This window comes from Pseudonocardia endophytica (genome assembly GCF_004339565.1).
Taxonomy (GTDB): domain Bacteria; phylum Actinomycetota; class Actinomycetes; order Mycobacteriales; family Pseudonocardiaceae; genus Pseudonocardia; species Pseudonocardia endophytica.
The window spans coordinates 3,652,103-3,664,847 of the sequence record NZ_SMFZ01000001.1 but is presented as its reverse complement, the minus strand read 5'-3'; the positions used below and the strand labels follow the sequence as shown (position 1 = coordinate 3,664,847).

Genomic DNA, 12,745 nt, shown 5'->3' with positions numbered 1-12,745 from the left:
GCGGAGGCGGTGGTGGGTGCGGCCCGACCGGCCGCACCCACCCGCTGTCACACCGCGCCGGCGACCTTGTTCAGGGTCAGCGACTGCCAGTTCGTGTACTCCTTGAGCCCGTCCTCGGAGTTCTCGCACCCGATGCCGGACTGCTTCTGCCCGCCGAACGCCTGCAGCGGCGAGTACTGGTGCACCTCGTTCAGCCACACCGTGCCGGCCTCGATCCGGCGGCCGATCCGCTCGATCCGGTCCAGGTCCCTGCCCCACACCGTGGCGCCGAGGCCCCAGTCGGTGTCGTTCGCGCGGGCGACGACGTCCTCCTCGTCGGTCCAGCGCACCAGCGGCAGGATCGGCCCGAACGGCTCCTCGCGGACCAGCCGGGAGTCCTCCGGCGGATCGTCGACGAGCGTGACCGGGACGAACCAGCCCTCCGCCTTCTCGTCGATCTCGCCCCCGAGCGCGAACGTGTACCCGTTGGCGTGGCAGTCGTCGAAGTACTCCTTGACCTTCGCGTACTGCGGCGCGTTCTGGATCGGGCCGAGCCCGGTGTCGGCGTCCGCGCCGTTGCCGACCTTGATCGTCTTCGCGTACTCGACGAGCGCGTCGCGCACCGCGTCGTACACGTCGGCGTGGATGTAGATGCGCTTGGCCGCGTTGCAGAACTGGGCGTTGTTCTGGAACGCCGCCCAGAAGATCTTCGGCGCGACGGTCGCGGGGTCGACGTCCGGCAGCACGATCGCCGGGTCGTTGCCGCCGAGCTCCAGGGTGATCCGCTTGAGGTTCGTCGCGGCGGAGGCCATGACGTGCTTGCCGGTCTCGGTGTTGCCGGTGAACGCGATCTTGCGCAGCCGCGGGTGGGCGGTCATCCACTGGCCGAGCTCGTCGCCGCCGGACACGACGCTGAACACGCCGGGCGGCAGCACCCTGGCGGCCAGCTCGGCCAGCTTCAGCGTGGTCAGCGGCGTGAACGGGGACGGCTTGATCACGATGCAGTTGCCGGTGACCAGCGCGGGCGCGATCTTCCAGACGGCCAGCAGGATCGGGAAGTTCCACGGCGTGATGCCGCCGACCACGCCGAGCGGCGTGTACCGGGTGATCACGCGACGCTCGTCGTCGTCGGTGATGACCTCCTCGCCGAGGCCCTGCTTGGCGATCTCCCGGAACCAGGCGACGGAGCCGAACACCTCCCACTCCGCGCCGGCGCGCGGCTTGCCCTGCTCGCGGGTGAGCAGCGCCATGAACTCCTCGGCGTGCTCCTCGAGCAGGTCACCGAGCGTGGACACCAGCTGCTGGCGCTCCGCGAGCGGGCGCTGCGACCACTCGCCGAACGCCTCCCACGCGGCGTCGATCGTCTCGTCGAGCTGCTCGCGCGTGCAGTCCGGCACCGCGCCGATCGACTGCAGGTTCGCCGGGTTCACCACGTCGACGGTGCCGGGTGAGGTCACCGGTTGACCGTTGATCGTCATCGTGTAGCCGGTGTCCAGGTCGAGCTTGGCCATCTCTTCTCCTCGTGTGACCGGGCCCACTGCGGGTTTCCGGTCATCCTGGAGGCGGAGCGTCCGACGTATCTGTTGCAGAAGTGGACAGCTACTCGAGTCCCAGCTCCCGGACGCGGCGGTAGAGCGTCGTGCGGCTGATGCCCAGCTCGGCGGCCGCGTGCGACTTGTTCCCGCCGTGCCTGCGCAGCGCCGCGAGCATCGCGTCCGCCTCGGCCTGGCGCAGCGGGGACAGGGAGCGCCCGCCGCGGTGCGAGCGATGGTCGAGCCCGAGATCCTCCGGCCGGAGGTCACCTGCCGGGGACGCGTCGACGGCACGGCGCAGCACGGTCGCCAGCTCCTGCACGTTCCCCGGCCACGACCAGTGCATCAGGGCGCGCGCCGCGGCCGGGGTCAACCCCCGACCGGTACCGAGGTCGGCGAGGATGGCACGGGCCAGGCCGGGGATCTCGGCCCTGCGGTGCCGCAGCGCCACCAGCTCGACGCCCACCGGGCACCGGGCGAGCAGCGCCTGCAGGTCCGGACGGAGCCGGTCCGGCGGGGCCACGGTGAGCGCGACCCAGGCCGAGGGATCCGCGTCGAGCGCCGCGCTCAGCCGCACCGCCGCCACGTCGTCGAGCAGGTGGACGTGTTCGACGACCGTGAGCCCGTCCGCGAGCAGCGTCGGGTCCGCGTCCGGGTCGAGGAACCGGACCGGAGCGTCCCCGGCGAGCACACGGGCGGCGTGCGTGCGTCCCGTCCCGGCCTCGCCGCGGATCGCCACCCGCCTGCGTTCCCGGCGGGCGCGGGCCAGCGTGGCCGCGACCGGGTCGTCGGGCCTGCGACGGCGGGGGATCGCGCTGCGGGCGCCCGGCACGTCGGCCGCCAGTTCGACGACGACGGCGTGCGCCGCGCCGTCCACCGGCCCGCTCTCGAACGCGACGTCGGCGCCGGACGGCAGTGTCACCGTCCCCCGACCGGTGCCGCGCAGGGCGGCGTGCTCGGCGAGCTCGCGCAGCATCGCCTGCGTGGTGCCGTCGAGCAGGTCCGACGCCGCCTCGTTGGCGAGCACCATGTCGTCACCGAAGACGATCACCGGGCGGCGGCTGCGCGCCGTCCGTGCCCGGTAGGCCCGCAGCATGGCCTGCTCGCGGGCGGCGGAACCGGCGAGCAGGCGTTCCTCGATCGACCGGGCGGCGATGCCGACGACGGAGCTCAGCAGCGGATGCGCGTCCCGCGCGTAGCCGGTCACGTCCAGGACGCCCTCGAGCCTGCCGGTGGCCGGGTGCACGATCGGGCACCCGAAGCAGGTGAAGCCCTTCAGCGGCTCGAGGAAGTGCTCCTCGCCGTGCACGGCGATCCCGGTCCGCACCTCGTACGCGCTGGCCAGCGAGTTCGTGCCGGTCGTCTCCTCGGAGTACCGGTTGCCGGGGATCGCGAGCACCGCGTCCAGTGCCCTGGCCAGCCCGGACGTCCCGAGGCGCCGGGCGACGATCCGCGAGTCCCGGTCGGCGAGCAGGAGGCTGAACCGCGTGTCGGCCAGGCGCTCGGCGACGTCGTCGAGCACCGGTCCGGCGGCCAGCAGGAGCCTGCTGCCCTCGTCGAACGCGGCGAGCTCCGGCTCGCCCAGCGCGGAGCCGGGGTTCAGCCCGCTCAGCTCGGCCCGCCGCCACGCAGACGCGATCTCCGGACGGAGCGACGACGCTTCGTCCGGGCCGGATGTCCTCATCGACACCTCCGTCGGAGGCGGGCACTGGTCACAGTGAGACGACCGATGCTCCTACATCCGGCCGGAAAGCTCCAGGGCCGGACCGTTGGTGATGCCGCCGGGCGGTGTCACCCTGGATCGGGTGAGACCGGAGAACGTGCACGTGCCGCGCGAGGAGTTCCTCGCGGTCTGGGACGAGGCGCGGCGGCGCGGGACGGAGCCGGGCGTCGACGGGTACGCCGCGGCCGTGGCGCAGACCTGCCGGTGGCTGGCCGCGGTCCCGATGCGGACGGCGTTGTGCGGCGGCCTCCCGCGGTCGCCGGTCACCCAGCGGGCGTGCGTGGCTCGCGCGGAGCTGATCGAGGCGGAGTGCCGGGCCGCCGAGACCGACGACGGGTACGCGCCTGCCGTGGCCTGCCGCCCCGGCTGGCGCGACGGGGTCCGGGCGACCTTCCGCTGGGCGTGGGAGGGGCGGGGGCCGGCGCCGATCGAGATCGCGCCGGCCTGACCGGCGCCGTCAGTGGTCCACCGCGACCCTGCCCAGGACGTCCCGCGCGATGATGATCTTCTGGATCTGCGGCGTGCCGTCGCCGATCTGGTAGCCGGAGACGTCGCGCAGGAGCGCCTGCAGCGGCATCTCCTCCGACCAGCCGACGTGCCCGTGCAGCACGACGGCCTCCTGGACGGCGGCGAACGCGACCCGCGGCGCCCACCACTTGAGCATCGCGGCCTGCGTGGTGTGCGGTTCCCCGGCCATCCGCAGCCCGAGCGTGTGGAACGCCAGCGCCCGGACGGCCTCCAGGTACGTCGTGTGCTCGGCGATCGGGAACGACACGCCCTGGTTCGCCGCGAGCGGGCGACCGAACGCCACGCGCTCGCTCGCGTACGAGGAGGCCAGGTCGAGCGCCCGCTGTGCGGCTCCTGCGCAGGTCAGGGCGATGAGTGTCCGGGACAGGTCGAACTCGGCCATGATCTGCTGGAACCCGCCGCCGGGCTCGGCCAGCACCCGCTCGTCGGGCACGAACGTGCCGTCCATGGTCACGGACCCACGGCCGAGGGGTCGGAAGCCGGGATCGGCGAAGCGCTGCGACGAGACGGTCGGGTCGGCGGTCTCGACGAGGAAGCAGCCGATGCCGCGGGCCCGGCTGCCCGCATCGGTCTGGGCGAGCACGATCGCGACGTCCGCGTGCGGCGCCTGGGTCACCGACGTCTTCTCCCCGGTCAGCCGCCAGCCCCCGTCGACCCGCTCGGCCCTGGTCCGCTGCGCCGCCGCGTCGGACCCACCGCCGGGCTCGGTGACGGCGAAACAGGCCAGCGCGTCGCCCGCCGCGACCCGCGTGGCCCAGCCGCGGACCGCCGACCCCGGGTGTGCGGCCAGCAGGGGCACGACGAGGTTCGTCGCGAACAGGACGTAGCCGAGGTTCGGATCGGCGTAGCCGACCTCCTCGCAGGCGAGCCCGAGCGCGATCAGATCGGCCCCCTGGCCGCCGCGCTCCTCGGCGAGTGTCAGGTCCAGCAGCCCGGCCGCGGCGAGACGCTTCACCTCCTGGTGCGGGAACTCGTCGCGGGCCGCGCGGCCGAGGTAGCCGGGTAGGAACTCGGAGCGGGCGAGGTCGCGGACCGTGTCGCGGAAGACCCGGTGGTCGGCGTCCAGGACGAAGGGTGTGCCCATCAGTGTCGTCTCCTCGCTCCGCAGGCGTCGCTCAGTGCACGTTCCGGGTCTGACCGGCCCAGTGCACGGCCCGCAGCGCCTTCTTGTCGATCTTGCCGACCCCCGTCGTCGGGAGCTCGGGCACGATCTCGACCCGCTTCGGTGCCTGGTGCGGGCCCTTCCGCTCGCGGACGAGCGCGGTCAGGGCGGCGACATCGATCTCGGCACCGGCCCTGGCCACGACGAACGCCGCCACGGCCTCGCCCCACCGCTCGTCCGGGACACCGACGACGGCGGCCTGCGAGACCGATTCGTGCCCGGTCAGGACGTCCTCGATCTCCCGCGGGTACACGTTGAACCCACCGGTGATGATCATGTCCTTCTTGCGGTCGACGAGGTGCAGGAAGCCCTCGGCGTCGCGGACGGCGAGGTCGGTGGTCCGCAGCCACCCGCCGCGCAGCGCCTGGGCCGACTCCTCGTCGCGCTTCCAGTACCCGTTCATGACCGCGCGCGACCGGATGCACACCTCGCCCACCTCGCCGTCGGCGACGGGCACGCCGTCGTCGCCCTGGAGCTCGATGTGGACGCCCGCGACCGGGCGACCGCACGACGTCAGCAGGTCCGGCCGCCCGACCGGGTCGTGCTCGTCCTTGCGGAGGCTGGTGGCCATGCCGACGGACTCGCTCTGCCCGTAGCCCTGCAGCATCACGGGGCCGAACACCTCCTGGGCCTCCACGAGTCGCTGCGGTGTCATCGGGGCTGCGCCGTAGCAGAGCGTCTCGATCGAGCTCAGGTCCCGCGCGGCCGGATCCGCCTTCTCGAGCAGCGCGTAGATCATCGTCGGCACGACGAACGCGAAGTTGACCCGCTCGGTCTCGACGGCCGTGAGCCACCCGTCCGGATCGAAGCCCTGCTGCAGGACGACCGTGCCGCCGCGGACGAGCGCCGCCGTCACCGGCAGGACGGCGGCGTGCGTGATCGGCGAGGCGGCCAGGTAGACGGGTGCCTCTGGCAGCCCCCACGAGTTCGTGACCGACTGCGCCAGCTGCACCAGTGCCCGGTGCGGGACCATCGCGCCCTTCGGCGTCCCGGTCGTGCCGCCGGTGTACTGCAGCCAGGCCGTCGTCTCCTGGTCGAGGTCGGGCGCGCGCAGGGTGCGCGGCGCGGTCCGGGCGCACCGGTCCAGCAGGTCCGGCCCGGCCTCGGAGGGTCCGAGGGAGAGCACGTGCCGCACGCTCGCGGCGCGCTCCGCGACGGCCGCCGCTCGCTCCGCGTACACGGGATGGACGACCAGCACCTCGATCTCCGCGTCGTCGCACAGGAACACGTGGTCCTCCAGCGAGGACAGCGGGTGCAGGCCGGTGTAGCGGGCGCCGTTCAGCACGGCGGCCGTCTGGACGACGAACACCTCGGGCGCGTTCGGGCTGAGCACGCCGACGGCGCCGCCGGGGCGCAGGCCCAGCTCGTCGAGCACGGTCTGGGTCCGCCCGACGAGATCGGCGATCTCGGCGTAGGTGGCGCGGCGCTCACCGAGCACGAACGCGTCGCGGCGCGGGTAGCGGGTGAGTGCTTCGACGACGACGTCGCCGTAGGACGGGCCGGCCGCCCAGGGCGGCACGGTGGGTGATGGGGCGGGACCGGGAGCCACGTCGCTCTCCCCTCCTCGTCGGGGCCGGGTGTCGGCGGCAATGTTGACTTATCAGTTAGTATTCTGCAAGCCTCTCCGCCATGACCTCGAACGACGCGGTGCTCCAGGAGCGGCGGGGTGCGGCGATGTGGCTGACCCTGAACCGACCCGAGGTGCTCAACGGGCTCGACCAGGACGTCGTCGACGGGCTCGCGGCCGGTCTCGACGCCGCCGACGCCGACCGGGGGGTGCGTGCCGTCGTGATCGCCGCGGCCGGGCGCGCGTTCTGCGCGGGCGCCGACCTCGCGTACGCGCGAGCCCTGTCCGACGCACCGCCGCCACCCGGGGCGGCGAGCGCGACGAACGCGTTCCTGAACCGGGTCCGCACCGTGCTCGACCGGATCGAGTCGTTCCGCCTCCCGGTCGTCGCGGCGGTGAACGGCCTGGCCGTCGGTGGCGGGCTGGAGCTCGTCCTGGTGTGCGACGTCGCGATCGCCGCCCGCTCGGCCCGGCTGGGCGACGGTCACGCCGTCTACGGGCAGGTGCCCGGCGGCGGTGCGTCGGTGCGGCTGGTCCGCAGGCTCGGCCTGTCCACCGCCAAGCACCTCATGTTCACCGGATCGCTGTTCCCGGCCGAGCGGTTCCTCGGCACCGACCTGCTCGCCGACGTCGTCGACGACGACGCGCTCACCTCCGCCGTCGACGAGCTGGTGGCCGTGCTCGCGGCGCGCAGCCCGGTCGGGCTGGCGGCGATGAAGCGGCTGGCGAACGCCGCGCACGACACCCCGCAGCCGTCCGCGCTGACCCGGGAGCTGGAGGTCTCCGCCCTGCACGAGCGTTCGTCCGACTGGCGCGAGGGCATCACCGCGTTCGCCGAGAAGCGCACGCCCGACTTCCCCGGAAGGTGAGCAATGAACATCCTGGACATGACCGGCCGTCGCGTGCTGGTGACCGGAGCGGGGCAGGGCGTCGGCCGTCAGGTCGCGCTGCACTGCGCGGCGCACGGGGCCGCAGTCGTCGTGAACGACTTCCATGCCGACCGGGCGAAGACCGTCGCCGGCGAGATCACCGACGACGGCGGCGAGGCGGTCGGGGTGAGCTGCGACGTCACCGACCTCGACGCCGTCTCTGCCATGGTCGGGCAGAACGGTCCGGTCGACGTGCTCGTCAACAACGCGGGCAACGCCGGACCCGCCGAGGACCCGCTCGCGCACACCCCGCCGTTCTGGGAGACCGGACCGCAGGACTGGGAGCCGTGGATCGGCACGAACCTCTACGGCGTGCTGAACGCGTCGCGGGCCGTGCTGCCCGGCATGGTCGAGCGCGGGTACGGACGGATCGTCACCGTGATCTCCGACGCGGGCCGCACCGGGGAGCCGAACCTCGCCGTCTACGGCGGCGCGAAGGCGGGCGCGGCCGGGTTCAGCCGCGGCCTGGCGAAGTCCGTCGGGCGCCACGGGATCACGGTCAACTGCGTCGCGCTGTCCACCGTGGCCACACCCGGGATCGCGCCGGCGATCGCCGACCCGGAGATCGCGAGGAAGATGCTGCGCGGCTACCCGCTGCGCCGCTTCGGCGAGCCGTCGGACGCGGCGAACGCCGTGCTGTTCCTCGCCTCGGACGCGGCGTCATGGGTCACCGGGCAGACGTACCCGGTCAACGGCGGCTACGCGATCACGCCATGACGCCGGCGCCGCTGCAGGGGTACCGGGTGGTCAGCCTCGCCGAGCAGTACCCGGGCCCGTTCGCGACGATGCTGCTCGCCGATCTCGGTGCCGACGTCGTCCAGGTCGAGCGGCCGGCCGGCGGCGACCCGGCGCGGGCGTTCCCAGGACACTTCGCGGCGCTCGGGCGAGGGAAACGATCGGTGGCGCTCGACCTCAAGACCGAGGGCGGCCGCATCGCGTGCCGGGCGCTCGTCGACCGGGCCGACGTGCTGCTGGAGGGCTTCCGGCCAGGAGTGCTCGCCCGGCTCGGCCTCGATCCGGCCGAGCTCACGGTCGCGAATCCCGGCCTCGTCGTCGTGTCGATCTCCGGTTTCGGGCAGGACGGCCCGCACCGCGACCGGCCCGCGCACGACCTGACGTTCCAGGCACTCGCCGGGCTGCTCGACCCGGCAGCGCCCGCGATGCCCGGCATGGCGCTGGCCGACGTCGCGTCCGGGTTGTTCGCCGCCGTCGCCGCGCTGAGCGGGCTCGCCGGCCGCGGCACGAGCGGTCGCGGCGGGCACTACGACGTCGCGATGCTCGACTCGCTGCTGGCGGTCGCGGCCACCCGTCTCGTCCCCGCCGCGAACGGGATGCCGCCCGACGAGCTCGGCGAGGACCCGGGATACGGGCTGTTCGCGACGTCGGACGGGCGGTGGATCTCGCTGTCGATCGCGTTCGAGGACCACTTCTGGCACGACCTGTGCGTCGCGCTCGACCTGCCCGATCTCGCGGACGTGCCGGGCGCGGAGCGCATCGCTCGCCGGGCCGAGCTGCGCGGGCGGCTCGGCGACCGGTTCGCCACGTACGACCTCGCGCACTGGGAGATCGCTCTGGCCGGCGTGCCGTGCGTCGCCGCCGTGCGCGGGCCGGCCGAGGTGCTGGACGATCCGCAGCTCGCCGACCGCGGCCTGCTGGCCCGGGTGGGTGGCGAGGTGTTCCTGCGCCAGCCGCTGGTCGTCGACGGCGACCTGCCCGGCCCGGAGCGCGGTGTGCCAGGGCTGGGCGAGCACACCGACGAGGTGCTCCGCGAGGCCGGTATCAGGATCCGATACTGACCGGGCAGTATTGCGCCATGGCACGGGGACGGGCGACGGACACGACGGCACTGGTCGCCGCGGCGGCCGAGACGTTCCGCAGCAAGGGCTACCGCAACTCCACCATCGACGACATCGCCGAGGCCGCAGGCATCTCCCGCCCGACCGTCTACAAGTACACGCGCAGCAAGCAGCACCTGCTCGACCTCATGGTCGACGAGGTCACCGGTGTCATGACCCGCCAGCTCGAGGACGTCATGAGCAGCGGCGAGCCCGCTCAGACCCGGCTCCGGCGGATGATCTCCACCCACATCGCGTCGGCCACGTCGCGGCGGACGTTCTACGCGATCGTGTTCTCCGAGGAGGTCGAGCTCTCCGACGCGGGCCGGGACGCGTTCCGGTCGTGGGCGCACGCCCGCACGCAGGACTTCCGGGTCCTGGTGCAGGAGTGCCTGCCACCGGACTCGCCGCTCGACCCGACGGTCGTGGCAAACCTCGTGCTGTCCATGCTGTCGACGCTGTTCCGCTGGTACGACCCGGACGGACCGGTCGGGCCCGACGAGCTGTCCCGCCAGATCGAGCAGCTGCTCGGCACGCTGCTGCCCGCCTGACCTATCGCGCGTACATCGCGCGCACGCACTCGACCTGCCCCCTGGCGGCGATCGCGAGCGAGACGTCCGGGTCCGACGCGCGGGTGGCGGCCTTCGTGGCGGCCAGTGCCGCGCGCGGGGCGGCGGCGAGCGCCTGCGCGTACGCCATGGCGTCGGCGTCGACGTCGGTGGCCGTCCGCAGTGCGAGTCCCATCGCGACGGCCTCGACCCCGTCGAACCGGCGGGCGGTCAGCACGAGGTCCAGGGCCCTCCCGAGACCGACCAGCCGGGGGAGCGCGGTCGTCGCGCCCAGGTCGGGGACCGCGCCGAGACCCACCTCGGCGACGGCGAGCGTCGCGTCCGGCGCGACGATCCGCACGTCGCAGGCGAGCGCGAGCTGGATGCCCGCGCCGATCGCGTAGCCGCGCACGGCCGCGACGACCGGGAACGGTGCCGCCCCGATCCACGTGAACGCGGCCTGTGCCTCGGCGATCGCGGCCATGGCGCCGTCGTCGCCGGCGTGCGCGACGCGGTGCAGGAACCCGCCCGGCTCCCGCTCACCGAGGTCGAGTCCCGAGCTGAACGACGGACCGTCCGCCGCGACGACCGCGGCGCGCACCGACCCGTCGTCGACGAGGGCGGCGCCCGCCGTGCGCAGCTCCGCCCACAGCTGCGGGGTCTGCGCGTTGTGCCGTTCCGGGCGGGCGAGCACGAGCCGGGCCACCGCCCCGTCGCGCTCGATCCGCAGTGCGCTCACGCGGCACCGAGGATCGTCACCGACGCGGCCGCGGCGTCCGGCCCGAGGTAGCCGCCCGCGTTCTCGGCCATGCCGATCCGGGCGCCCTCGACCTGGCGGTCCCCGCAGCGGCCGCGCAGCTGGTCGGTCAGCTCCACGAGCTGGCCGAGCCCGGTGGCGCCGATCGGGTGGCCCTTGCTGCCGAGCCCGCCGCTCGGGTTGACCGGCATCCGCCCGCCGAGCGTGGTCACGCCGTCGCGCAGCAGGCCGACACCGCCGCCGTCCGCGGCGAGACCCAGCTCCTCCAGCACGATCAGTTCCGCGGGCGAGGCGGCGTCGTGGCACTCCAGCAGGTCGACGTCCTCCGGTCCGACGCCTGCCGCCGCGAACGCGCGCCGGGCGGTCGCGGGCACGAGCTCGCCGTAGGCTCCCGCGCGCCCGGCCCCGACGACGGTGGCGAGCAGCCGCACCGGTTGCGCGCCCCACCGCCGGGCGATCTCCGGCGTGGTGATCACGGCCGCTGCGGCGCCGTCGGACATCGGCGCGCACATCGGCAGCGTCAGGTCCCCGCTGATCCGGCGGGCCGCGAGCACCTCGTCGACGGTGAGCGTCGCGCCGTACTGGGCGTGCGGGTTGAGCGCGCCGTGCGCATGGTTCTTCACGGCGACCCGGGCGAAGTCCTCGGGTGTCGCGTCCGTCCGCTCGGCGTACCAGCGGGTCCAGCGCGCGTACAGGTCCATGAACACCGAGCCGCTGCCACCGGTGCCGAGGTCGTCGCGGATCTCGTCGAGGCGGTCCTGGTCGAGTGCCGCCGTCATGACGGCGAACGCCCGCGACCGGTCGGGGTGGTTGAGCTTCTCGGCACCGATCGCGACGGCGACGTCCACCTGTCCGGCGGCGACGGCCAGCCACGCCTGGTTGACGGCGGTCGAGCCGGTGGCGCACGCGTTCTCCACGTTCACCAGCGGGATCCCGTCCAGCCCCGTGCCGCGCACGGCGTGCTGGCCGCGCACCGACTCCTGGCCGTACACCACGCCGGCACCGCTGTTGCCGTAGACGACGAGGCCGGCGTCGCCCGCCGAGGCGCCGGCGTCGCCGAGCGCGGTCGTCACGGCCTCGGAGACCAGCGAGCCGTAGGTGCGGTCGAGGTGGCGGCCGAAGCGGGTGCTGCCCACCCCGGCGATCACGACGTCTCTCATGCGAGCGCTCCTGCCATCGCGTCGAGCACGCCCGCGCGGTCGCCGAACGGGGTGACGACGAGCGTGTCGACCCCGGCGTCGGCGAACGCCCCGAGGCGCTTCTCCAGTGTGGACGGTGTCGCGGCGATCGCGACGGTGTCGATCAGCTCCGTGGTGAGCGCGGCCTCGGCGCCGCGGCGGTCGCCGGCCAGGAACCGGTCCTGGCAGGTCAGAGCGCTCGGGCCGTGCCCGTAGCGCACGGCGAGGTCGGTGTAGAAGTTCCTGCCCTTCGCGCCCATCCCGCCGAGGTAGAACGCGAGGATCGGGCGCACGAGGTCGCGCGCGGTGCCGAGGTCGTCGTGCACGGCGGCCGGGACCATCGGGGCCACCGTCACGTCGGCGCGCCGACGCCCGGCCGCCGCGATGCCGTCGAGCAGGGGCGCGGTGAGCTCGTCGGCGTGCTCGGGACTGAACAGGAACGGCAGCCAGCCGTCGGCGATCTCGCCGCACTGCGCCACCGTGCGCGGCCCGCCGACGCCGAGGTAGATCGGTACGCGCTCCTGCACGGCACCGGGTCCGAGCATCTTCAGCGGCTTGCCGAGCCCGAGCCCGTCCGGTGTCGGGATCGTCCACTCGCGACCGTCGTAGGTCAGCCGCTCCCCGGACAGTGCCGCCCGGACGATCTCGACGTACTCGCGGGTGCGCCGCAGCGGGGCCGTGAACGGCACGCCGTACCAGCCCTCCGACACCTGCGGGCCGGACAGTCCGAGCCCGAGCAGCAGCCGCCCGCCGGAGATCCGGTCCAGGGTCGCGGCGGCGGTCGCCGTCGCCGCCGGAGCCCTGGCGGGGATCTGCAGGATCCCGGCGGCCAGGCGGACGCGCTCGGTGACGGCGGAGAGCGCGCCGAGCAGGGCGACCGCCTCCTGGCCGTAGCCCTCGGCGACCCACACGGAGTCGGCGCCGAGCTCGTCGGCGCGGCGGGCGAGCGCGACCTGCTCGTCCCACGCCATCCACGGCCAGTACATGACCGAGACACCCCAGCGCAT

12 protein-coding genes are annotated in these 12,745 nt (G+C 74.0%); 5 read left to right on the top strand and 7 right to left on the bottom strand.

The features are described from left to right. Positions 1 to 47: 47 nt before the first annotated feature. Positions 48 to 1,490 carry an aldehyde dehydrogenase family protein gene (locus EV378_RS17005; protein ID WP_132426481.1) on the bottom strand — a complete coding sequence of 481 codons (1,443 nt, stop codon included), beginning with the start codon at positions 1,488 to 1,490 and terminating at the stop codon, positions 48 to 50. Between the two features lie 88 nt (positions 1,491 to 1,578). Then, positions 1,579 to 3,195 (bottom strand): sigma-54-dependent Fis family transcriptional regulator, encoded by a 1,617-nt coding sequence (locus EV378_RS17000; RefSeq protein ID WP_132426478.1) that lies wholly within the window; start codon positions 3,193 to 3,195, stop codon positions 1,579 to 1,581. Positions 3,196 to 3,316: 121 nt separating this feature from the next. Between EV378_RS17000 and EV378_RS16995 the strand changes: the two genes are divergently transcribed. Then, positions 3,317 to 3,682: a hypothetical protein gene (locus EV378_RS16995; RefSeq protein WP_132426475.1), complete on the top strand. Its 366-nt coding sequence runs from the start codon at positions 3,317 to 3,319 to the stop codon at positions 3,680 to 3,682. Positions 3,683 to 3,691: 9 nt separating this feature from the next. On the opposite strand, the gene EV378_RS16990 is transcribed toward EV378_RS16995, so the two are convergent. Together EV378_RS16990 and EV378_RS16985 are read right to left on the bottom strand one after the other, a co-directional pair. Further along, the gene (locus EV378_RS16990; RefSeq protein ID WP_132426472.1) at positions 3,692 to 4,846 is read right to left on the bottom strand and encodes an acyl-CoA dehydrogenase family protein; all 1,155 of its coding nucleotides are present in this window, start codon (positions 4,844 to 4,846) and stop codon (positions 3,692 to 3,694) included. Between the two features lie 31 nt (positions 4,847 to 4,877). After that, positions 4,878 to 6,473 carry an AMP-binding protein gene (locus tag EV378_RS16985; protein WP_243653509.1) on the bottom strand — a complete coding sequence of 532 codons (1,596 nt, stop codon included), beginning with the start codon at positions 6,471 to 6,473 and terminating at the stop codon, positions 4,878 to 4,880. Between the two features lie 80 nt (positions 6,474 to 6,553). On the opposite strand from EV378_RS16985, the gene EV378_RS16980 reads away from it, so the two are divergent. From EV378_RS16980 to EV378_RS16965, 4 genes are read left to right on the top strand one after another with little or no spacing between them, the layout of a single operon-like run. Then, positions 6,554 to 7,360 (top strand): enoyl-CoA hydratase/isomerase family protein, encoded by an 807-nt coding sequence (locus EV378_RS16980; RefSeq protein WP_132426469.1) that lies wholly within the window; start codon positions 6,554 to 6,556, stop codon positions 7,358 to 7,360. Positions 7,361 to 7,363: 3 nt separating this feature from the next. Next, the gene (locus EV378_RS16975; protein ID WP_132426466.1) at positions 7,364 to 8,137 is read left to right on the top strand and encodes an SDR family NAD(P)-dependent oxidoreductase; all 774 of its coding nucleotides are present in this window, start codon (positions 7,364 to 7,366) and stop codon (positions 8,135 to 8,137) included. Continuing rightward, positions 8,134 to 9,216, top strand: a complete 1,083-nt coding sequence (locus tag EV378_RS16970) for a CaiB/BaiF CoA transferase family protein (protein WP_165922315.1) — start codon at positions 8,134 to 8,136, stop codon at positions 9,214 to 9,216. Before EV378_RS16975 ends, EV378_RS16970 begins: the two co-directional genes overlap by 4 nt. 17 nt (positions 9,217 to 9,233) lie before the next feature. Further along, positions 9,234 to 9,806 (top strand): TetR/AcrR family transcriptional regulator, encoded by a 573-nt coding sequence (locus tag EV378_RS16965; RefSeq protein ID WP_132426460.1) that lies wholly within the window; start codon positions 9,234 to 9,236, stop codon positions 9,804 to 9,806. 1 nt (position 9,807) lies between these two features. Here EV378_RS16965 and EV378_RS16960 read toward each other — a convergent pair whose 3' ends face one another. From EV378_RS16960 to EV378_RS16950, 3 genes are read right to left on the bottom strand one after another with little or no spacing between them, the layout of a single operon-like run. Then, positions 9,808 to 10,542 (bottom strand): enoyl-CoA hydratase/isomerase family protein, encoded by a 735-nt coding sequence (locus EV378_RS16960; RefSeq protein WP_165922314.1) that lies wholly within the window; start codon positions 10,540 to 10,542, stop codon positions 9,808 to 9,810. Beyond that, positions 10,539 to 11,720, bottom strand: coding sequence for a thiolase family protein (locus tag EV378_RS16955; protein ID WP_132426454.1), 1,182 nt, complete (start codon positions 11,718 to 11,720; stop codon positions 10,539 to 10,541). The genes EV378_RS16960 and EV378_RS16955 overlap by 4 nt, the downstream gene beginning before the upstream one ends. Further along, positions 11,717 to 12,745: an LLM class flavin-dependent oxidoreductase gene (locus tag EV378_RS16950; RefSeq protein ID WP_132426451.1), complete on the bottom strand. Its 1,029-nt coding sequence runs from the start codon at positions 12,743 to 12,745 to the stop codon at positions 11,717 to 11,719. The genes EV378_RS16955 and EV378_RS16950 overlap by 4 nt, the downstream gene beginning before the upstream one ends.

Excerpts from the sequence above, each read along its gene's own strand:
- EV378_RS16955 (WP_132426454.1), bottom strand. The coding sequence starts at position 11,720 with ATGAGAGACGTCGTGATCGCCGGGGTGGGCAGCACCCGCTTCGGCCGC.
- EV378_RS16980 (WP_132426469.1), top strand. The coding sequence starts at position 6,554 with ATGACCTCGAACGACGCGGTGCTCCAGGAGCGGCGGGGTGCGGCGATG.
- EV378_RS17000 (WP_132426478.1), bottom strand. The coding sequence starts at position 3,195 with ATGAGGACATCCGGCCCGGACGAAGCGTCGTCGCTCCGTCCGGAGATC.
- EV378_RS16965 (WP_132426460.1), top strand. The coding sequence starts at position 9,234 with ATGGCACGGGGACGGGCGACGGACACGACGGCACTGGTCGCCGCGGCG.
- EV378_RS16990 (WP_132426472.1), bottom strand. The coding sequence starts at position 4,846 with ATGGGCACACCCTTCGTCCTGGACGCCGACCACCGGGTCTTCCGCGAC.
- EV378_RS16975 (WP_132426466.1), top strand. The coding sequence starts at position 7,364 with ATGAACATCCTGGACATGACCGGCCGTCGCGTGCTGGTGACCGGAGCG.
- EV378_RS16950 (WP_132426451.1), bottom strand. The coding sequence starts at position 12,745 with ATGCGCTGGGGTGTCTCGGTCATGTACTGGCCGTGGATGGCGTGGGAC.
- EV378_RS17005 (WP_132426481.1), bottom strand. The coding sequence starts at position 1,490 with ATGGCCAAGCTCGACCTGGACACCGGCTACACGATGACGATCAACGGT.
- EV378_RS16970 (WP_165922315.1), top strand. The coding sequence starts at position 8,134 with ATGACGCCGGCGCCGCTGCAGGGGTACCGGGTGGTCAGCCTCGCCGAG.